Raw genomic sequence first — 19,828 nt, forward strand, 5'->3', positions numbered from 1 at the left:
ATGCGCTGCGCCGCCGGGACAACCATCGACGCCCCGGCGGCTCGCGCACAAACGTCGGATCAGTTCTTGGCCTTCGGCATTTGCGACACGAGCGACAGCCCGATATCCATCCCTTCGACCTGGAAGTGCGGCACGATGAACAGCTTGATCCGGAAGAAACCCGGGTTGTCGTCGATGTCCTCGACCGTCACCTTCGCGTCGCGCAACGGGTGCGACGCCTGCAGCTCGTCGCCCGGATCCTTCATTTCGGTCACGAGCCCCTTGATCCAGCCGTTCAGTTCGAGTTCGAGCAGACGGCGATCCTTGGTCGTGCCGATGTTCTCGCGCTGGATCAGCTTCAGGTAGTGCGCGATGCGCGACAGCAGGAAGATGTACGGCAGCCGCGCGTTGATGCGGCTGTTCGCCGTGGCTTCCTTGGTCTCGTACAGCGCAGGCTTCTGCGCCGAGCTCGCGGAGAAGAAGCACGCGAAGTCGTGATTCTTGTAGAACGACAACGGGATGAAGCCGAGATTCGCGAACTCGAATTCGCGCGTTTCCGGGATCAGCACCTCGGTCGGAATCTTCGGCTGGTAACCAGTGCCGAGGTCGTACAGGTGAACCGGCAGATCCTCGACCTTGCCGCCCGCCTGCGGCCCGCGAATCTGCACGCACCAGCCATTGCTGACGAAGCTGCGCACCATGTTCGCCGCGAACGCGAACGACGCGTTCATCCACAGGTACTTGTCGTGATCGGGGCCCTTGACGGCTTCCTCGTAGTTGAACGCCCGCACCGGCGCCGTATCCTTGCCGTACGGCAGACGGCCGAGCACGCGCGGCATCGTCAGACCGACGTAGCGGGCATCGTCGGTATCGCGGAAGCTCTTCCACTTGATGTATTCGGCGCGGTCGAAGTAGTTGCCGATGTCCTGGATCGCGGCCACTTCCTCCATCGACTGCTTGCCGAAGAATGCCGGCCCGACCGAGCCGATGAACGGCATGTGCGCGGCAGCGGCAACCTTCGAGATGTTCCGCAGCAGCGCAACATCCATCGGCGAATTCGCAAACTCGAAGTCGCTGATCATCGCGCTGATCGGCTGGCCGCCCGGCGTGTCGTATTCCTCGATGTACGTCAGGCGATACAAGCCGCTCTGGATCAGTTCGGGCGTGTCCTCGAAGTCGCGCTGCAGCGCCTCCTTCGACACGTCCAGCACCTCGATTCGCGCGTTCTTGCGGAAATCGGTACGGCTCACGAGCATCTTCAGGCCACGCCAGCGCGCTTCGAGCGCCTGGAATTCCTGCGTATGCATCACCGCGTCGAGCTGGCGGCCGATCTGCCGGTCGATCTGGCCGATATGAAAGTCGAGCAGCGACTTGTCCAGCCGGTCGACCGGCTGGCGCGCGTTCGCGACCAACTCGAGGAACGCGCCCATCCCGCGCGCGATGCGCTCGTCGGCCGACGCCTCGGACAGCATGTCGTTGTCCCGGAACGCCTCGAGCGGGCGCGCTTCGTTGACGGGTTTCAGGTTGATCTTACTGCACAGCGATGCATAGACGCTGTCGATATCCCCGTGCGGGGCGTCCAGCACGACGGTCTCGGTCGCGCCAGTTTGCTGCGTGTCAGTGGATTTCATGTCGGATCCTGTCTGCGATCGAATCGCTACGATGTTGCGGAATGCGCTGAACGCGCGCTTTGCCCGGCGTCGCTCACGCATGCCCTTCCGGCTGCGTCGCGGCGGTCGCGATCTGCGCGAGTTCGCCACGGAGCTTCGCGGACAGGCGGTTGTCCTTCAGCACCCTCTCGAACTCGCGACGGAACGTACCGTTGTCGAGCAGGTTTGATTTCAAGTCGCGCAACAGGTTGCGCATCGCGAGCAGCGCCTGAAGCTCGGGAATCTGGCGCGCCACCCGCTCGGGCTCGAAATCCTTGATCGACCGGAACGACAGGTTGACGGGCAGCTCCGAACCGTCGCCGGCCAGCGTGTTGTCCGCAGCGATCCTGAGATCCGGTGCGTAGTCGGCCAGCACGGCATCGAAGTTGTTCTTGTCGATGTTCACTTTCTTCCGCTCGGCCAGCGGCGCCTGCTCGCGACCGGCGCTGAAGTCGCCCGCCACCAGCAGCTTCAGCGGTAGCTCGACCTTCTTTTGCGCCCCGCCCGTATGCAGATCAAGGGTGATCGACACCCGGCTCTTCGGGATCTCTCGCTGAAAGCTATCCAATTCGTTCTCCTTATCTCAGGAAGCATGAAGACATCCGCGATGTGCACCCGCAATCGCAGGTGCACCGTCGTTCACGTCACCTTTGCTCAACCCCGCAACACGTATTGACGGACGACCGAATCGGATATTTGCGGCAGGACATCCGATTCAGGCGGCGAAAAATATCACGCCATTTCACACGAAGTAAACCACCAAAATTCAAAATCGATCATCAACCGTAAATACAACCCACAAAATAATACTAGTACGAATACACAAAACCCAACCACACCTCAACAAACCAAGCCCCACCCACACCAAAAACCAATCTCAAATAACACAAATCGCCACCCAAATGGCTGATTTTTATACACAAAATCCATTCATAAAGAGCACTTCATTCCCAATAAAACCGTGCACCGCAAATCCACCCACAAAATCTCAAAAATTAACCCCCCGCATATCCCAATACAAATGACACATTCATCAACAATTCAACCAATCCAGGGGTATACGAAATCGGAAAACGATGGTTAGAATCTGCGCCTCAATAATTCCTAATCGATATAGACCACACCATGCGGATCGAAAAGCCGCTCTGGCATGAAGGGCTGATTCTTACGCAGCAGCATTTCCAGCAGCAGGACCGCTGGAACGGATTCGCGCTGCAACAGTTCGCGTCGGCCATCGCCGTATCGCCCTGGGGAACGCTGAACGTCGACGTCGACGAAGAAGCACTGGCCTCCGGCCGCCTGAAGCTCACGCGGCTGCAGCTACGCTTCCCGGACGGAACGCCGGTCGACACGACCGTCGCCGATGCACTGCCGCCCGCTCGCGACCTCGTCGGCGAAATTCCTGCCGATACCCAGACGGTCGATGTGCTCGCCGCACTCGCGCTGCCCGATGCGAACGGCAGCAACTGTCGTTTCGACGAAACGGCGCTCGCCCGCCCGCGTCGCGCGTACCGGGAATTCGTGAAGGTGACGGACCTGAACGGAACCGCGGAAACCGAAATCGCCGCCGAGCGCCACGCGGTCCGGTTGCTGTACGGGTACGAATCGCACGCCGACGATACGGCATGCGCGATAGCCCGCCTGACGCGCGCGACGAGCGGTCAGTTCCAGCTCGATCGCGGATATGTGCCGCCCTGCCTGGCGCTATCGGGTCATGCACTGCATATCGAGCGCATCCGGCGGCTGGCGGATATCCTCGCCGCCAAAAGCGCGCTCCTCGGCGAGCGCCGCAGCGAACGGATCGAGCAGGTGGCCGAATACGGCGTCGCCGACGTCCAGCTCTTCTGGCTCCTCCACTGCATTCATCAAGCGTGGCCGCAACTGCGCTTTCTCGCGTCGCATCCCGGGCAGCCCACGGATCGCCTGTACCAGGTACTCGCCCAGTTGGCAGGATCGCTCACCACGTTCTCGACGCGCGTGTCGCTGACCGACATCCCGCCTTACGATCACGCCGCGGCACATGAGGTTTTCGCGACGCTCGAATCGCTGATCCGCGATCTGCTGGACGCGATCATCCCGTCGCGAGTCGTGTCGATCGGGCTTTCACACACGACGCCCACGACCTGGGCCGGCCAGTTTCGCGACGAGCGCATCGTCGAGGGTGCGGCGGACTGGTACCTGTCCGTCAACGCCGCGCTGCCGGCATTCGAGCTCGTCGAGCAGTTCCCACGCCTGTGCAAGATCGGCGCGCCGGACGACGTCGAGCACATCGTCAATTCCGCGGTGGCCGGCATTCCGCTCAAGGCCGTGCAGCGCGTGCCGGGCGCCATTCCGGTCCGGCTGGACAACCACTATTTCGCACTCGACGCACATGACGCCGCGCATGCGCGGATGCTCGCCGCGCGCGCTTGCCAGATCTACCTGCCCGCGTCGATTCCGGACGCGTCGATCGAACTCTATGCGGTGCTGCGCTGATGAATACCATCGTTTCCACTCGTCACGAATCCGCGCTGCTGGCGCGGGAGCCGTCGTCCGGCCGCTCGCCCGGGCCTTCGATACGCGCGCTGCTGCGCGACACGGCACTGCTCGTCACCCACCTGTCGAACGGTGGGCAGGTCGACAGCCAGGAGAACCTGCGTCAACAGTGCATCCGGCTCATCGCGCAGTTCGCGACGGCACTCGATGCGCAAGGGATCGCCGCCGACATCCGGGACGACGCCGTCCTCGCCCAGTGCGGGCTGATCGATGAAGCGGCATTGCGTTACCTTCCCGCGTCGGACAAGGGGAACTGGGAGTCCCGGCCGCTGCAGGTCGAGCGCTTCGGCACTCACGATGCGGGAACGCGCATCTACGACCGCATCGAGCACCGGATGCGCGAACCCGCGCCGAACGTCGACCTGCTCGAATGCTATGCGGCCGTGCTCGGCCTCGGGTTCCGCGGCCGTTACGCTGCCCGTTCGGGCCTCTCGGCGCAAACCCACGAAGGCGAAGCGAAACGTCAGGCCGTGATCGCCGCGCTGGTCGCACGGATCGATCAGTTGCGACCGGCCTCGCAACCGGGGTTCGTCACCGACCGCTCGAACGCGCGGCTGATCGACCGGCTCAGACGCCTGTCGCCGTGGATGATCGCGGGAACGGCATGCGTGATCGCGATAGGCGTGTGGTTCGCATGGGATCGCATCCTCGACGCGGAACTGGCACAACTCGTCCAGAAAGCTCAGCGGCCGTGACTTCCGATACCCCTCTCCCGCCGGCGCCAACACGCGTCGACGCCGACGCCGCCCGCGCGGCCCTGACGGGCCTCGGCTACCCGCTGCGCACGGTCGTGACGATCTCGGCCACCCTGGCGCTTGCCGTCATCGGATGGGTCCTGCCCGTCGACCGCGGCATCATGTGGGGATTGATCGCGATCGTCATCGCGCTTTCGGCGCTGATCGTCTGGTTGCATTCGCGCAGATTGACGCATGCCCGCAAGCGGAACGTGCACGTGCTTGCGCAACTCGGCGCGGCGACCGCCGACCTGCCCGTCGCGCTGCGCACCAGGATGCCGCTCGCGCTCGTCACGGGAGACGGGCTGCCCGCCTTGTTCGATCGCGACGCAACCGGGTCGCGCTTCGTCCACGTCGGCGACGGCGCCATCTGGTTGCGGGCCGATCGCCCGCAGGATCTTCCCCGCCTTGCCGTCGCCGTCCGCCAGTGGCGGGACGGTCATGCCCCCGATTGCGTCGTGTTGTCGGTCGCGCCGGGATTGCATGCGAACGACGATGTGTTGTCGCAAACGCTGCGCGTCATCCGGCAGGCAGTTGCAGACACGTCGCGCATGCTCGGCGCGTCGCTGCCGGGCTACGTCGCCATCTATCAGCGATTCTCCGATACAGCCGCTCCAGCGGAGCCGGCGGCCCAGTGGTATGGCGTATCGGCAGGCTCGCCGATCGCATACATGCACCGTTTCGACTCCGCGATCGAAGCAGCCGAATCCGACGCCCTCCATGCCGACGGAAGTCGCACGGTCGCGGCACGCGCCGCCGGGATCGGATCAATGATCGGATGGACACGCCATACCGTGCTCAATACGCTTACGGACCGACGCCAGCCTGCGCCGCCCTGGCCGTTGTTCGGCGCCGGCTGGGTCGACCATGGCCCCGCGACGGGCCCCGGCAAGCCATGGGAGCGCGAAGTCCGATCGCGCATCGGCATCGCACCGGCCGCGCTACCTGCATCGCCTTCTCCATGGCCGCTGCCGCAGCCGCTGATCGACGCGATGCCGCGCCGGTCGCGGCGATCGCCGCGCATCACCGCTGTCGTGCATGTCGTCGCGATCGTTGCTTGCGCGGCCACCATCGCCGTCTGCGGCGCCGCGAAAAACAACGAAACGCTGATGACCCGAATCGGCGAACACGTCGAGCGCTACAACCGTCTCCCCGCTACGCAAGACGCCGCGAAGCGCGACGCACTCAAATCCCTTTCGTCGGACCGCGACCAGCTCGACCGGTATGCGCGTATCGGCATTCCGCTCCGGCTGTCGTTCGGCATGTATCGCGGCGCTCGACTGCTGCCGATACTCAACGACGCGATCGCCTCCTACGAGCCGCCCGCGCCGCCGCCCGCCGTCGTCACGCTGGACAGCATGTCGCTGTTCGACAGCGGCAAAGCACAACTGAAGCCAGGCTCCACGCGCGCGATGGTCGATGCGCTCGAACTGATCAACGCGCATCCGGGCAAGCGCGTTCTTGTCGCCGGCTATACGGACGCTCAGGGCCGCCCCGAGCGCAACCTGAAGCTGTCGATCGACCGTGCGGCCGCCGTGCGCGACTGGCTCGTCGATGCGTCCGGGATACCGACGACACAATTCGCGATCCAGGGCTACGGCGATACGCGACCGGTCGCGGACAACGCCACGTCCGAAGGACGGGCAAGGAATCGCCGGGTCGAAATCACGCTGGTGCCCGACATGCCGGCGCCGGCCGCTTCGATCCGCACCGTGCGGTAACACGCGTTTTGGTTCCCGGGGCATCCGCTCCGGGTTTGTCAGCGCCGGACCTGGGTTCCGGCGATTCGCAGTACGAACAAGAAGGAGTGGAAAAATGGCAATTCCGGCCTACATGTGGCTCAAGGACGACGGCGGTGCGGACATCAAGGGTTCGGTGACCGTCCAGGATCGTGAAGGCAGCGTCGAACTGGTCGCGTTCGATCACGGCGTGCACATTCCGACCGACGGCAATACGGGCAAGCTCACCGGCACGCGCGTGCACAAGCCGATCACGCTGACGAAAGAGACGGACGCATCGACGCCGTACCTGTACAAGGCCGTGACGAGCGGCCAGACGCTGAAGTCGGTCGAGATCAAGTGGTACAAGATCGACGACGCGGGCAAGGAGAAGGAGTACTTCAACACGAAGCTCGACAACGTGAAGATCGTCGCCGTGAAGCCGAAGATGCTCGACATCAAGAACCCCGACTACGAGAAGCACAACCATCTCGAAGACGTCGAACTCCGCTACGAGACGATCACTTGGTCGTACAAGGACGGCAACATTATCCACAAGGACACGTGGAACGAACGTTCCTGATGCGCTGACCGACTGGCGGAATCCGGCATGCCCGTGCGCCGGATTCCGCTCCGCCGCTCGCCCATTCGCAGTCGCGCCCTTCGATTCGCATGGGCATAGGCGAATCCACACCCTCCCCCTTCCTGCTCCGCTATCCACATGACGCCGCCTCTCCGGGACGCCTCCCACCTCATCCGCCGCCTCAACCCCCACTGCACGCGTGCGCTCGAAGCCGCGGCGAGTCTTTGCCAGACCCGGTTCGCGGACGAAATCGCGGTCGAGCACTGGGTGCTGAAACTGATCGAAGCGGACGACGGCGACATTCCGGCGATCCTGCGCCACTACGATCTCGATATCGACGCGGTGTGGGACGCGTTGATCGACGTGATCGACCGCATGCCGCGCACGTTGCGCGGCATGCCCGCTTTGTCACGGCAACTCGCCACGGTGATCGAGGATGCGTGGACGCATGCGGTGTCGGACGATTCCGACGGCACCATTCGCTCGGGCCATCTGCTGCAGGCGATCGTCGATGCCCCGCACGTCTTGCGCACGCAACGCGCATGGCCGCTGTTGTCGGTTTCGAACGCGCAGATCCGGCGCGTGCTGCCACGACTTGGGCGACGCTCGTCCGAGAACGCGTCCGACGACATGACGTTGCCGCCGATGCCGTCGATGCCGTCGCCAACCGCCGATCAATCCGGCCATGTCGCGACGGATGCCTCCATCGATCGTCACGCGCCCCAGGCGCCGTCGCGCACCACCGACGGCGACGCCCTCGCGCGCTTTGCGCTCGACCTGACCGAGAAGGCCCGCCGTGGCGAGATCGACCCCGTCTTCGGACGCGACCGGGAAATCCGTCAAATGATCGACGTGCTGGCGCGCCGCCGCAAGAACAACCCGATCCTGGTCGGCGAGCCGGGCGTCGGCAAGACCGCGCTGGTCGAAGGGCTCGCGTTGCGCGTGATCGAAGGCAGTGTTCCGGAAACGATCCGCGACACGCGCATCCTGACGCTCGACCTCGGCTTGCTGCAGGCCGGCGCGGGCGTGAAGGGCGAATTCGAGCAACGGCTGAAGAACGTGATCGACGAGGTGCGGACATCGGCGACTCCCATCCTGCTGTTCATCGACGAAGCGCATACGCTGATCGGCGCGGGCAACGCGGCGGGCGGCGCCGACGCGGCCAACCTGCTCAAGCCGGCGCTCGCGCGCGGCGAGTTGCGCACGATCGCGGCGACCACGTGGGCCGAGTACAACGAATATTTCGAACGCGACGCCGCGCTCGAGCGGCGCTTCCAGGTCATCAAGGTCGACGAGCCCGACGACGACACGGCCTGCCTGATGCTGCGCGGGCTCGCCAGCCGCTATGCGAAGCATCACGCTGTCCACATCCGCGACGAGGCGATCGTCGCGGCCGTACGGCTGTCACGCCGCTACATTCCTGCCCGGCAACTGCCGGACAAGGCGGTCGATCTGATCGACACGGCGGCCGCGCGCGTGCGCATGGCGCTCGACGTACCGCCGGTCGAACTGCAGCAGGCGCGCGCGACGCTGACGGCACTCGAACTGGAACGCGCCGCACTCGATGCGGATTCCCGTGCCGGGATCGGCGACGTCGCCGGGCGACGCGCCACGATCGACACGGAATACGACGCCGTACGCGACACCATAGACACACTGCTCGGCCAGTACACGCGAGAACGCGAACTCGTCGACCTGCTGCGCACCCTTCGCGGCGCGGCCGGCCCCACGCCTGATCCGGCGGCCGTTGCCAATACCATCGACGCGCTGGCGACCATTCAGGGCAAGTCGCCGATGATCGCCGCCGACGTCGATGCGCAATCGATCGCGCGCGTGGTCGCGGAATGGACCGGTGTGCCGGTCGGCAATCTCGTCGACGACGAACTGCGCAGCCTGCTCGCGCTCGAAACGACGCTGGCCGCGCGTGTGGTGGCGCAGGCCGATGCGATCGGCGCACTGGCGGAGAGCCTGCGGACCGCCAAGGCCGGGCTGAAGAACGAGCACGCGCCGCTCGGCGTGTTCCTGCTCACCGGGCCGTCCGGCGTCGGCAAGACCGAAACCGCGCTGGCGCTTGCCGACCTGTTGTTCGGCGGCAAAGCCGCGCTGACGACAATCAACCTGTCCGAGTACCAGGAAGCGCATACGGTATCGCAGCTCAAGGGCTCGCCGCCCGGCTACGTCGGCTACGGGCGCGGCGGGGTCCTGACCGAAGCCGTACGTCAGCGTCCGTACAGCGTCGTGCTGCTGGACGAAGTCGAGAAAGCGCATCGCGACGTGCTCGACATTTTCTATCAGGTGTTCGACCGCGGCACGATGCGCGACGGCGAAGGGCGCGAAATCGATTTCCGCAACTGCGTGATCGTGATGACGTCCAATCTCGGCAGCGCGCAAATCGACGATGCAACGGCCGAGAACCCGGCGATCACGCACGAAGCGCTGCGCGAAACCGTCCATCCTCAGTTGGTCGCGCACTTCCAGCCCGCCCTGCTCGCACGCTTTCAGACGCTCGCTTACCGGCCGCTCGACGCTGCCGCGCTCGCTTCGATCGTGCGGATCAAGCTCGACAGGATCGCCGAACGCCTCCATCGACAACACGCGGTGACCCTGACGTATGCAGACGATCTGATCGAATCGATCGCGCGGCACTGCGTGTCGCGCGAATCCGGTGCACGCAGCGTCGATGCATTCCTGAACCAGCGCGTGCTGCCGGTCGTATCCCGCGAACTGCTTGGACGGATGGCATCGGGCATTACGCCCGCGCAAATCCTGTTGTCCGCCACTGCCGATGGATCGTTGACGATCGACTTCGTCGATGCGCCGGCGGCCGGCGATACCGGCACTACGTGGCGAAACGACCGATGACCGCCGGCCCGTCGCTGTATGACATGCTGCTCGGCCAGATCGGCGGCGAACCGATTGGCGCTCACGACGATCGCACGCTTGAATGCCTGAGCGTGCAGCAGAACGTGCGCCGCATTCTCAATACGCGGGCAGGCTCGCTCAAGCATCTACCCGACTACGGGCTGCCCGACCTCACGAACATCTACAAGGCATTGCCCGCATCGGCGCATTTGCTCAAGCAGCAAATGGAAGCCACGCTGCTGAAGTACGAGCCGCGCGTTCGCTCGATCGACGTCGGGATCGTCGACAATCGCGATCCCGGCATCCTGGTCAGCTTCGAGATGACCTGCCGCCTGAAGAACGCCGGGCTCGTGCGGTTCGGCACCTACTTCGAGCCGCCGGGCCGCCTGCGCGTCGAACGACGCCTCGACCCGTCATGATCTCGCGCCGTCACTTCTCGTGCGCAAGATGCGCGGCAAACCCCACCTTCTCCGGCGCAATCTCCGGCTTGAGCGTCAGCGCCGGAATCTCGTAGTCGCCCGCATTCTGCCGCCGAAACGGAATCGGCCGCGTCGTCCACAGTTCATCCAGACGCTTGCCGAGCGCCGCGCGCGTTTCGGCGAAGCGCGCATCGTTCATCTTGCCCGTCCGGTAGATCACGAACGGCGGCAGCACATCGAAGCCCGGGTAATACAGCACGCCGTGCTGGATCGGGAACAGCACGTCGTCGATCGGCCCGTTGATGCCGCGCGGGCTGTAATGCGATTCCCACCCGCCCGTCGTGACGATCACCATCGCGCGCTTGCCGGCCAGCGATCCCTCGCCGTAACGGTCGCCCCAGTGCCTGTCGGAATGCTCGCCGACGCCGTATGCGAAACCGTACGCATACACGCGCTCGACCCAGCCCTTCATGATCGCCGGCATCGAGAACCACCACAGCGGAAACTGCAGGATCACCGCATCGGCCCGCTTCAGCTTGTCCTGTTCGCGCGCGATATCGTCGCGCTGCGTGCCCGTCTCGAATGCATGCTTCGAGTCGAGCGCGGGATCGAAACGCGCATCGGGCGCACGATCGGTCACGTCGTTCGCATCGAACGCGGCCTTCCAGTTCATCGCATACAGGTCGGTCACCTGCACGGCGTGGCCCGCCGCTTCGAGATGCGCGACGGCAAAGTCGCGCAGCGCGCCGTTCAGCGAGCGCGGCTCGGGATGGGCATACACGATCAGCACATTCATGTTCGTCACTCCGTGGATTGAATGACCGCAGGATGCTCCGACCGAAGGTATATTTGAAATGAATTTCTGATATTCCAGGTATAGCCATGAATAATCTCAGGCGACTCGATCTGAACCTGCTGGTCACGCTGGACGTGCTGCTCGCCGAGCACAACGTCACGCGCGCGGCCGGGAAACTGAACATGTCGCAGCCGTCGGTGAGCGTGCAGCTGCAGAAGCTGCGCGACCTGTTCGGCGATCCGCTGCTGCTGCCGGGGCCGCGCGGAATGCGGCCGACCGCACGCGCGGAAGCGCTGCGCGAGCCGTTGCGCGACGCGCTCGAAGCCGTCGAGCGTGCGGTCGTTCCGGCCACGCCGTTCGATCCCGCGACCGCGACGAACACGTGGCGGGTGGCCGCGACCGACTACGGCGAATCGACGATCGTGCTGTCCGCGCTGAACACGCTGCGCTCGGCCGCGCCCGGCACGCGACTCGCAGTCGTCGAACTCGTGCCGCCGCACATCGAGCAGGATGCCGAACGAAATGGCGTCGATCTCGCCTTCCATACGACCGAAGGGTCGCCGCCCGGCATGCGGCGCCTGCCGCTGTTCGTCGAGCGTTACGTGCTCATCGGCCGCGCCGGGCATCCGAAGCTGAAGCGGCGCCCGACGCTCGCGCAGTTCGGCACGCTCGAGCACGTGATCGTGTCGCCCGACGGCGGCGGCTTCGTCGGCGTAACGGACGAAGTGCTCGCGAAGGTGGGCGCGACGCGGCGCGTCGTGCTGTCCGTGCCGCATTTCCTGTTCGTGATGTCGGCGGTCGCCAGCACCGATCTCGTCGCGATGCTGCCCGAGCGGCTGGTGCGCGACGTGCCCGCATTGCGGGTGGTGGAAGCGCCGGTCGAGGTGCCCGGTTATGAAATGTCGATGCTGTGGCACGAGCGCGTGCATCGCGATCCGGCCCATCGGTGGCTGCGGGAGACCATCGCGGAATCGGTATAAGCGGAACGCGGCCAGCGGAATCGGCGCGACAACGCGCGACCGGCGCTCGCGTACCGGCTTCCAGCGGCTTCCCTGCATCCGCTCGCGTCCGCGACGGCAAGATTCTTCATCCGGGACTTGAAACCGCCTAGAACACTGTATATATTTACAGTGCTTTTGCACCATTTGACCCGAATTCCGTCATCCATCGACGGACGGATTTTTGTGAGGCGACCATGTTCCAGGCATCCGCATTCGATCCCGAGCAACCCGGCTTCAACCCCGTCCAATTCGAGCGCGCCGCGCAGCGGGCGGTCGTCGATCTGCAGCGTGTCGCGGGCGGCCCCGCGCAGCGGGCGCTCGGCCTGCGGCGGCGCACCCATCCTGCGGCCGTCCGCACGATGAGCTGGCAGGCGCTGCTGAACGTCGAAGAGCTGGCATTCTCGAATGCCGGTTTCCTGAGCCGCAACGATCCGGCCGTCGTCGACGCGTTCATCCGGCTGCGCGACAGCCGCCTCGTCGCCGCGGACGTCGACGAGCCGGTCGACTGGCGCCGCGACGACGACGACCTGCCGGCCATCTACCTGATCGTCAAGGCGATGCTGGAAGCGGAAGAGGAAGAGCGCGCCGAAGCGGCCTGAGCCGTGTGATGGCCGTGCGCGGTCACGGTCTGTCGAGGTAGCGCCGCCGCGGTGCGTGGCGACGCGGCCGGCGCTGCTGCCCGTTTCAGCCCTGCGCCGGCGAATCGGTACATCGGACGGTGAGCCGCGAACCGCGTCGCAAGCGGCTCACCGCCGTGCGGCGTACGTCCGGGCGGCAGTTGCAGCGACCGCCCGTTACAACCGTGCCGCAAGCCGTGAGCCCTGATCGATCGCGCGCTTCGCGTCGAGTTCGGCGGCCAGTTCCGCGCCGCCGATCAGGTGCACCGAGCGCCCGGCCGCCTGCAGCGGCGCGAGCAGCGCGCGCTGCGGCTCCTGCCCCGTGCAGAGCACGATCGTGTCGGCTTCGATCAGTTCGTGGTCGGTGCGTTTCTCGCCGTACGACACGTGCAGGCCGCGCGCATCGATCAGTTCATAGTTCACGCCGCCGATCATCTTCACCTGCTTCATCTTCAGCGTCGCACGGTGAATCCAGCCGGTCGTCTTGCCGAGCCCCTTGCCGAGCGGCGCGGCCTTGCGCTGCAGCAGCGTCACTTCACGCGCGGGCGCCGTCACCTGCGCACGCGTCACGCCGCCACGCGTCGTGGCCGGGTCCGTCACGCCCCACTCGGCCTTCCATTCTTCCAGATCGAGCGCCGGCGATTCACCCTCCTGCACCAGATACTCGGCGACATCGAAGCCGATCCCGCCCGCGCCAACCACCGCGACCCGCCGGCCGACCGGCTGCCGGCCCGCGAGCACGTCGATGTAGCTGAGCACGTTCGGCCCGTCCTGCCCCGGAATCTTCGGGTCGCGCGGCGCCACGCCGGTCGCGAGCACGATCTCGTCGTAGCCGCCCGCGATCAGGTCGCTCGCGTCGACGCGGCGGTTCAGGTGCAGGTTCACGCCGGTCAGCTCGACCTGGCGGCCGAAATAGCGCAGCGCTTCGTGGAACTCTTCCTTGCCCGGAATCCGCTTCGCCATGTTGAACTGGCCGCCGATCTCGGCCGCGCCGTCGAACAGGTCGACCTGATGGCCGCGCTGCGCGAGCACGGTCGAGCATGCGAGCCCGGCCGGCCCCGCGCCGACGACCGCGATGCGCTTCGGCTGCGGCGCGGGCGTGTATTTCAGCTCCGTCTCGTGGCACGCGCGCGGATTCAGCAGGCATGACGCGATCTGGTTCTTGAACGCATGATCGAGGCACGCCTGGTTGCAGCCGATGCAGGTGTTGATCTCGTCGGCCCGACCCTGTGCGGCCTTGACCACGAACTCCGCATCCGCGAGCAGCGGGCGGGCCATCGACACCATGTCCGCGCAGCCGTCCGCGAGGAGCTGTTCGGCCACTTCGGGACGGTTGATCCGGTTGGTGGTCACGAGCGGAATGCCGACCTCGCCCTTCATCTTCTTCGTCACCCAGGCGAACGCGCCGCGCGGCACCGACGTCGCGATCGTCGGCACGCGGGCTTCGTGCCAGCCGATCCCCGTGTTGATGATGGTCGCGCCCGCGCGCTCGACGGCCTTCGCGAGCTGCACGGTTTCACTCCAGTCGCTGCCGTCGGGAATCAGGTCGAGCATCGACAGCCGGTAGATCAGGATGAAATCGCGGCCGACCGCTTCGCGCGTGCGCTCGATGATCTCGATCGGCAGGCGGATGCGGTTCTCGTACGCACCGCCCCACTGGTCGCTGCGCTTGTTGGTATGCATCGAGATGAACTGGTTGATCAGGTAGCCTTCGGAGCCCATGATCTCGACGCCGTCATACCCGGCTTCACGCGCGAGCGTCGCGCAGCGCACGAACGCGCGGATCTGCCGCTCGACGCCGCGCGCGCTCAGTTCGTGCGGCGCGAACGGCGAGATCGGCGACTTGATCCGCGACGGCGCGACCGCGAACGGGTGATAGCCGTAGCGGCCCGTATGCAGGATCTGCAGCGCGATCTTGCCGTCCTCCGCGTGCACGGCATCCGTGATCTCGCGATGCCGCCGCGCGGCGGCCGACGTCATCAGCGTGCCGCCGAACGGCTTGGTCCAGCCGGCCACGTTCGGCGCGAAGCCGCCCGTCACGATCAGGCCCACGCCGCCGCGCGCGCGTTCGGCGAAATACTCGGCGAGCCGCGGCAGCGTCTTGCGGCTGTCCTCGAGGCCCGTGTGCATCGAGCCCATCAGCACGCGGTTCTTCAGCGTCGTGAAGCCGAGATCGAGCGGGGCGAGCAGATGGGGAAAGGTCGTGGTCATGATGATCGTGCCGATAAGCGATGCATGACATCGTAGGCGCGCGCCGCCTTGAACGTGAGGGGGCAAACAGCCATAATGCTTGTCATTTCCGGCCAAAACGACATGACCTCCCCTCTCGCCAAGGACCGCCTCGGGCTGCGCCGGCCGACGATTCCCGTCGCCTATACGCGCCTGCTGCTGCAGGCGCTGGCCGCGCGCGGCGTCGACCTGGTCGCCGTGCGCGCCGGCACGGGCCTGCGCGATGCGGTCCTGGCCGAACCGGACGCGCGCGTCGCGCCGTCGCAATGGGGGCGGCTCGTGCTCAATGCGATCGAGATCGGCGGCGATCCGGGCATCGGGCTCGCGTTCGGGCTGCTGCTGAAGCCGACCGTGCACGGCTTTCTCGGCTACGCGACGCTGACTGCGCGGGACATCCGGGAAGCGCTGTCCGTCACGCAGCGCTACTTCCGGATGCGCAACCGTCAATATCGCCTGACCTACGAAGAAGACGAACACGGCGCGACGCTCGAACTGCACGGCGTGCAGGCCAGCCCCGTGCTGCAGCATCACGTGATGTTCGAGTTCGTGCTGACGGGGCTTGCGCAGAACATCTCGCAATGGGCCGGGCGCGCGTCGCCGCCGATCAGGCTGCAATTCGCGTGGCCTGAGCCGCCCTATTTCGCGCGCTATCGCGATCAGTTGCCGCCAGTCGAATTCGGCTGTGCCGCCAACGCGCTGTGGATCGCGCACGACGTGCTCGACTGGCCGCTGCCGCTCGCCGACGAAGTCGCGCACCGGCAAGCGCTCGTGCAGGTGGAACGCGAGTATGCGCAGGTGCGTCAGGAGGAAGGCGATCTGGTCGAGCGCGTGCGCGCGGAGCTGGCACGTGGCGCCGGCGATTACCCGGGGCCGGAGACGCTCGCCGACGCGCTGCTCGTGTCGACGCGCACGCTGCGGCGCCGGCTGGAGGAAGCCGGTTCGAGCTATCGGCAATTGCTCGACGAAGCGCGGTTTCGCGACGCGAAGCAGTTGCTCGCCGCGTCGGATCTCGACCTGAAAACGATCGCCGAGCGGCTGCAATTCACCGACCCGGCGAATTTCACGCGCGCGTTCCGGCGCTGGGCCGGGCAGACGCCGAGCGCGTATCGCGAAGCGGCCGCGGGTACCGCGCACGGATGATGCGGGATGGCGGGCGGCACGACGTGCCTGCGCGGGCGTTCATCGGTATGATCGATGCCACGCCAAAGCGGCGCCGACCGGCGCCCTCTCCCGACCATGCGCCATCACACCACCGTGATCGAATCGACGATCGACCGCATCGATACGAACCTCATCCGGGTCACGGCCGACATCAGGAAGGTGCCGCTTTATCGCCTGACGATGCAGGGCGCGTGCTACTTCATCTCCGCCTACGACATCGATGCAGAGGCGTTCAAGCAGATCGATCAATTGAAGCCCGGGATGGCTGTGCGCGCGTGCATCTTCGACGATCGCGGCCGCCGCCGGATCGCGTGGATCCGAAGCAACGATCTGGCAATCGCCCCTTACGATGCGTTCAGACAGAGGAACAGCAACCTGTCGCTGCTCACGTGGGCGTCATGCATCCTCATGCTGAGCCTGCTGATTGGCGCCGCCGCCTTCAAACTGGGCTGGGCGCTCGTCGTCGCACTCACCCTGTTCGTGACCATCGTCAGCCTGCTGGGCACGCTGCTCGCGATCGCCGGTCTATCCGAGCTGGCCCTCCAGCCCCAGCGGCGCGAGGCCCACGAAAGGTGACAACTCGAACCGGTCGGTTTCACGGCGGAACGGAGCAGCCCATGACCGATCTCACCATGCAGATCGCATCCGGTTGCGTGACATCGGTCAGCCAGCAGACGATCAGTACGGACGTCTGGAGCAACAACCTCGGCTGGACCAGGCAAAGCATCGAGGAGATCGCGCTGCAGCTCGACACGCTCGATGCACCGCTCACGGTCAGGACCAGCGGCACGCGCAACCTGTTCATCGTCGCGGGCGACCGGTTGACGGTCGCGTACGCCCCCAACCAGGATCGCCGCGCCCTCTACGGGATCCGCAACGCGACCGACGGCTCCGTGTATCTCGTTCGCACCGCCAAGGTCGCGAGCGCCCGCACCGACGTTTTCGTGACGCTCGGCCTGCTGGTCGCGCTGACCTTCATCGGCGGCATCATGTGTGCGGTATCGCGCAGCACGAGCGGGATGCTCGACGCGTTTGCGTGGTTCGCCTCGGGCGCGATCGGCCTGTTCGTGCTGAGCACGCTCCTGCGTATCGTGTTCGGCGTGATCGTGTGGCCGGAGATTCGGCGGCTCGCGCAGCCCGGCGGCAAGCGCGAAATGAAGGCCGCCCGGCATGCACTGTCGCTCGCGAAGGACGACGCGCCGCTCATTCGCTTCATTTGAGCCGCCCCGGCGCACGACGCGTCACGGGTCGATGCCGATCCGCGCGCCGCCGTCACCCTCGCCCGCGTCGATCCGCACCTCCCCCTTCGCGGCAACGATCGCGTCGTACACGTCATCGGTCACGCACACCACCGGCACCGCGATCGCGTACAGCTCGGCAGCGACGATCGCGCCGATCGAGATGATCAGGTCGCGCTCCTTCAGCACGATCCCGACCGGCCCCGTGCCGTTGCGCACGGCTTCCGCGAGCACGCTGCTGCTCGAACTCGAGCCCTTCGCGTGCGGCATCACCATCACCTTGCCGGCGAGGCTCGCGCCGGCCTGCGGATGCCCGCGATCGACGATCCTTCCCGCGCCCGAGTCATAGCCGCCCCAGAAGCTGAGCGGCTTGTCGAGCACGAACGGGCGCGCGCATGCGCTGCCCGGTACGAGCGTGTCGCCCGTCACTACCTTGCGCGTGACCTCAGTCATCGAATCGCACCTTTCCTTCGTATGCCGAACGCACGCATTCGCGCATGCTGCCGTACGCGACCGTCACGCCGATGTTCGCGGGCGCATACGACGCCCATTTCCCCGAATTGGTCATCACGAGCCCCGACAGTTGCTTCATCACCGGCGTGATGTACGTGCAGGTGTCGACGACGATCTGGATGCCGCGCGCAGCGAATTTCTCCGCGAGGCCGGTTTCGTCCAGCTCCCACAGGATGAACCGGCTCGTGTTCACGTAGAAATCGCAGGCCGGCTTGCCGTCGAACGCGTCCAGCAACGCATCGAGCGCGCGGAATTCGGCCAGCGAGAAATGCGGCGTGCCGAGCGCCACCGCGACGAGCGCATCGCCGGCCGCGCCGTGGTTCAGCGTGCGGCGAATCTCGTCGAGATCGGCCATCGCGACGTCAACCGTGCGCTGCGCCGCTTGCCCGTGCAACGCGGCGTCGAGCGTCGGCGCCTCGGGTGTCACGCCGACCGCATGGAACAGCGCGACGGCCCCGCTCGACGCGGCGGCCGCACCGAGCGCCTTGAGTTCGTCTTCGGTGGTATCCGCCGGCAGCCCGACGATCGCCGGCACGACCGCCCCCGCGATCCTGCCGATCAGCAGCCCGAGCGCGGCGAAATGGATGTCGCGCGACGGCAGGCGGCTGAAATCCGGCGCGTTGAACACGATCCGCGCAGCGCGGTTCGCTTCGACATGCAGCCCCGCATACGGCGCACGCCCGGTGATCGCGGCGGCCAGGTCGAGAAAATCGCCGTACCGGCTCGTCCGCGCGCCGAGCACCGAGTTCGCGAACACGATCGCGTTCGATTCCGCCCACGCGATCTGCTCGCCTTTCGCGGGACGGTTCTTCAGCTGGTACGGCGCACACGTGAAGCTCGATTCGCAGCCGAGCTGCAGATGCGCGTCCATCAGGCGTTGCGCATCGCGCTGGATCGTGCGGTCGCCGTGATACAGCTCGGGATGGATCAGGTCGAGCGACCCGACGTTCAACGTGGTCGGCACCGCAACCTTCGCGCCGGTGTCGACGAAATACTCGACGAAGTCGAGGCTCGTCCGGCCGTGGTAAAGACAGCCGTCGATATGGGCGGACGTGATGTCGATCAGGTGCGGCGCGGACATCACTTGCGCCGTGCGCGCGACGATCCGCATCGCGCGCGCGACGCCATCGCCGAAATCCCCGCGCAGCATGGCGCTGTCGCGGTCACTCAACTGCAGCATCGATTGCTCCTCTGACGCGTGCCGGCGGCGCCGGTCGGTGAAACTCGTCAGGGGACTCTACAACTGGAAATAAAAACTGTCCAGATCGCCATCTATCCGGACAGTTTAAAAACCAATTTCCACTCTCGAACGCCAATGAAGCGGTCAATGGCTCGAATTTCGCTCCAGTTTGCCGCCGATCGCTCTAGCGTTCCGCGGTCACGCTGAACAGCTCGTCGCGCAGCGCCTTCGCGCGGTCGCGGCCGAACTGCATCTCGAATTCGTCCTGCGCGGCCTGCCATGCGACCAACGCCCGCGCGAACGTGCGCTCGCCCTGCTTCGTGAGGCTCAGCGCATGCGCGCGCGCATCGTGCGCGGACGCGGCCGTCGCAACGAGACCGTCGCGCTGCAGCGGCTTCAGCGCGCGCAGCAGCGTCGTGCGATCCATCACGAGCGCATCGGCGAGTTCGCTCATCAGCAGGCCGGGCTGGCGCGCCAGGTTCGCCATGATCGAGAACTGGGCGGGCGTGACCCCGACCGGGGCCAGATGGCGCTCGTACAGTTGCGTGACGAAGCGCGCCGCCTGACGCAGCGCGAGACAGTTGCACGCCTGGGCAATCGAGGTGTCGTTCATG

18 protein-coding genes are annotated in these 19,828 nt (G+C 65.8%); 11 read left to right on the forward strand and 7 right to left on the reverse strand.

Features of this window, described 5'->3' with window-relative positions; genetic code table 11:
• Window positions 1-59: 59 nt before the first annotated feature.
• Both tssC and tssB read right to left on the reverse strand, forming a co-directional pair.
• Window positions 60-1,610 (reverse strand): type VI secretion system contractile sheath large subunit, encoded by a 1,551-nt coding sequence (gene tssC, locus HWX36_RS30700; protein ID WP_175957603.1) that lies wholly within the window; start codon window positions 1,608-1,610, stop codon window positions 60-62.
• A 73-nt stretch (window positions 1,611-1,683) separates the two neighbouring features.
• Window positions 1,684-2,196 (reverse strand): type VI secretion system contractile sheath small subunit, encoded by a 513-nt coding sequence (tssB, locus tag HWX36_RS30705; RefSeq protein WP_175957604.1) that lies wholly within the window; start codon window positions 2,194-2,196, stop codon window positions 1,684-1,686.
• Between the two features lie 557 nt (window positions 2,197-2,753).
• On the opposite strand from tssB, the gene tssK reads away from it, so the two are divergent.
• The 6 genes from tssK (at window position 2,754) to tssE (ending at window position 10,479) form a co-directional block, all read left to right on the forward strand.
• Window positions 2,754-4,103, forward strand: a complete 1,350-nt coding sequence (gene tssK, locus HWX36_RS30710) for a type VI secretion system baseplate subunit TssK (protein WP_175957605.1) — start codon at window positions 2,754-2,756, stop codon at window positions 4,101-4,103.
• On the forward strand, window positions 4,103-4,858 hold the full coding sequence (locus HWX36_RS30715) for a DotU family type IV/VI secretion system protein (protein WP_175957606.1): 756 nt from the start codon (window positions 4,103-4,105) through the stop codon (window positions 4,856-4,858). Before tssK ends, HWX36_RS30715 begins: the two co-directional genes overlap by 1 nt.
• The gene (locus HWX36_RS30720; RefSeq protein WP_244136572.1) at window positions 4,855-6,618 is read left to right on the forward strand and encodes an OmpA family protein; all 1,764 of its coding nucleotides are present in this window, start codon (window positions 4,855-4,857) and stop codon (window positions 6,616-6,618) included. The genes HWX36_RS30715 and HWX36_RS30720 overlap by 4 nt, the downstream gene beginning before the upstream one ends.
• A gap of 94 nt (window positions 6,619-6,712) precedes the next feature.
• Window positions 6,713-7,198, forward strand: coding sequence for an Hcp family type VI secretion system effector (locus HWX36_RS30725; protein WP_006479553.1), 486 nt, complete (start codon window positions 6,713-6,715; stop codon window positions 7,196-7,198).
• A gap of 138 nt (window positions 7,199-7,336) precedes the next feature.
• Entirely contained in the window at window positions 7,337-10,060 is a 2,724-nt protein-coding gene (tssH, locus tag HWX36_RS30730) for a type VI secretion system ATPase TssH (RefSeq protein ID WP_175957608.1), read from the forward strand.
• Complete coding sequence (gene tssE, locus HWX36_RS30735; protein ID WP_175957609.1) at window positions 10,057-10,479, forward strand: type VI secretion system baseplate subunit TssE; 423 nt, start codon at window positions 10,057-10,059, stop codon at window positions 10,477-10,479. Before tssH ends, tssE begins: the two co-directional genes overlap by 4 nt.
• Before the next feature lie 10 nt (window positions 10,480-10,489).
• On the opposite strand, the gene HWX36_RS30740 is transcribed toward tssE, so the two are convergent.
• Complete coding sequence (locus HWX36_RS30740) at window positions 10,490-11,275, reverse strand: NAD(P)H-dependent oxidoreductase (RefSeq protein ID WP_175957610.1); 786 nt, start codon at window positions 11,273-11,275, stop codon at window positions 10,490-10,492.
• Between the two features lie 86 nt (window positions 11,276-11,361).
• Here HWX36_RS30740 and HWX36_RS30745 point away from each other — a divergent pair, with 86 nt between their 5' ends.
• On the forward strand, window positions 11,362-12,255 hold the full coding sequence (locus tag HWX36_RS30745) for a LysR family transcriptional regulator (RefSeq protein WP_175957611.1): 894 nt from the start codon (window positions 11,362-11,364) through the stop codon (window positions 12,253-12,255).
• Between the two features lie 215 nt (window positions 12,256-12,470).
• Window positions 12,471-12,875 carry a DUF2471 family protein gene (locus HWX36_RS30750; RefSeq protein WP_175957612.1) on the forward strand — a complete coding sequence of 135 codons (405 nt, stop codon included), beginning with the start codon at window positions 12,471-12,473 and terminating at the stop codon, window positions 12,873-12,875.
• Window positions 12,876-13,070: 195 nt separating this feature from the next.
• Here the strand turns inward: HWX36_RS30750 and HWX36_RS30755 are convergent, their stop codons facing one another.
• Window positions 13,071-15,104: an NADPH-dependent 2,4-dienoyl-CoA reductase gene (locus tag HWX36_RS30755; protein WP_175957613.1), complete on the reverse strand. Its 2,034-nt coding sequence runs from the start codon at window positions 15,102-15,104 to the stop codon at window positions 13,071-13,073.
• A 75-nt stretch (window positions 15,105-15,179) separates the two neighbouring features.
• Here HWX36_RS30755 and HWX36_RS30760 point away from each other — a divergent pair, with 75 nt between their 5' ends.
• From HWX36_RS30760 to HWX36_RS30770, 3 genes are all read left to right on the forward strand, one after another.
• Window positions 15,180-16,262: an AraC family transcriptional regulator gene (locus tag HWX36_RS30760; protein ID WP_175957614.1), complete on the forward strand. Its 1,083-nt coding sequence runs from the start codon at window positions 15,180-15,182 to the stop codon at window positions 16,260-16,262.
• A 96-nt stretch (window positions 16,263-16,358) separates the two neighbouring features.
• Entirely contained in the window at window positions 16,359-16,859 is a 501-nt protein-coding gene (locus HWX36_RS30765; RefSeq protein ID WP_175957615.1) for a hypothetical protein, read from the forward strand.
• Between the two features lie 41 nt (window positions 16,860-16,900).
• Window positions 16,901-17,503 (forward strand): hypothetical protein, encoded by a 603-nt coding sequence (locus HWX36_RS30770; RefSeq protein ID WP_175957616.1) that lies wholly within the window; start codon window positions 16,901-16,903, stop codon window positions 17,501-17,503.
• Window positions 17,504-17,524: 21 nt separating this feature from the next.
• On the opposite strand, the gene HWX36_RS30775 is transcribed toward HWX36_RS30770, so the two are convergent.
• From HWX36_RS30775 to HWX36_RS30785, 3 genes are all read right to left on the reverse strand, one after another.
• Window positions 17,525-17,974, reverse strand: coding sequence for a DUF126 domain-containing protein (locus tag HWX36_RS30775; protein WP_175957617.1), 450 nt, complete (start codon window positions 17,972-17,974; stop codon window positions 17,525-17,527).
• Window positions 17,967-19,214 (reverse strand): aconitase X, encoded by a 1,248-nt coding sequence (locus HWX36_RS30780; RefSeq protein ID WP_175957618.1) that lies wholly within the window; start codon window positions 19,212-19,214, stop codon window positions 17,967-17,969. Before HWX36_RS30780 ends, HWX36_RS30775 begins: the two co-directional genes overlap by 8 nt.
• A 184-nt stretch (window positions 19,215-19,398) precedes the next feature.
• Window positions 19,399-19,827: a MarR family winged helix-turn-helix transcriptional regulator gene (locus tag HWX36_RS30785; protein WP_175957619.1), complete on the reverse strand. Its 429-nt coding sequence runs from the start codon at window positions 19,825-19,827 to the stop codon at window positions 19,399-19,401.
• Between the last annotated feature and the right edge of the window lies 1 nt (window position 19,828).

The sequence above is a fragment of the Burkholderia sp. BCC0405 genome, assembly GCF_902833075.1.
GTDB lineage: Bacteria > Pseudomonadota > Gammaproteobacteria > Burkholderiales > Burkholderiaceae > Burkholderia.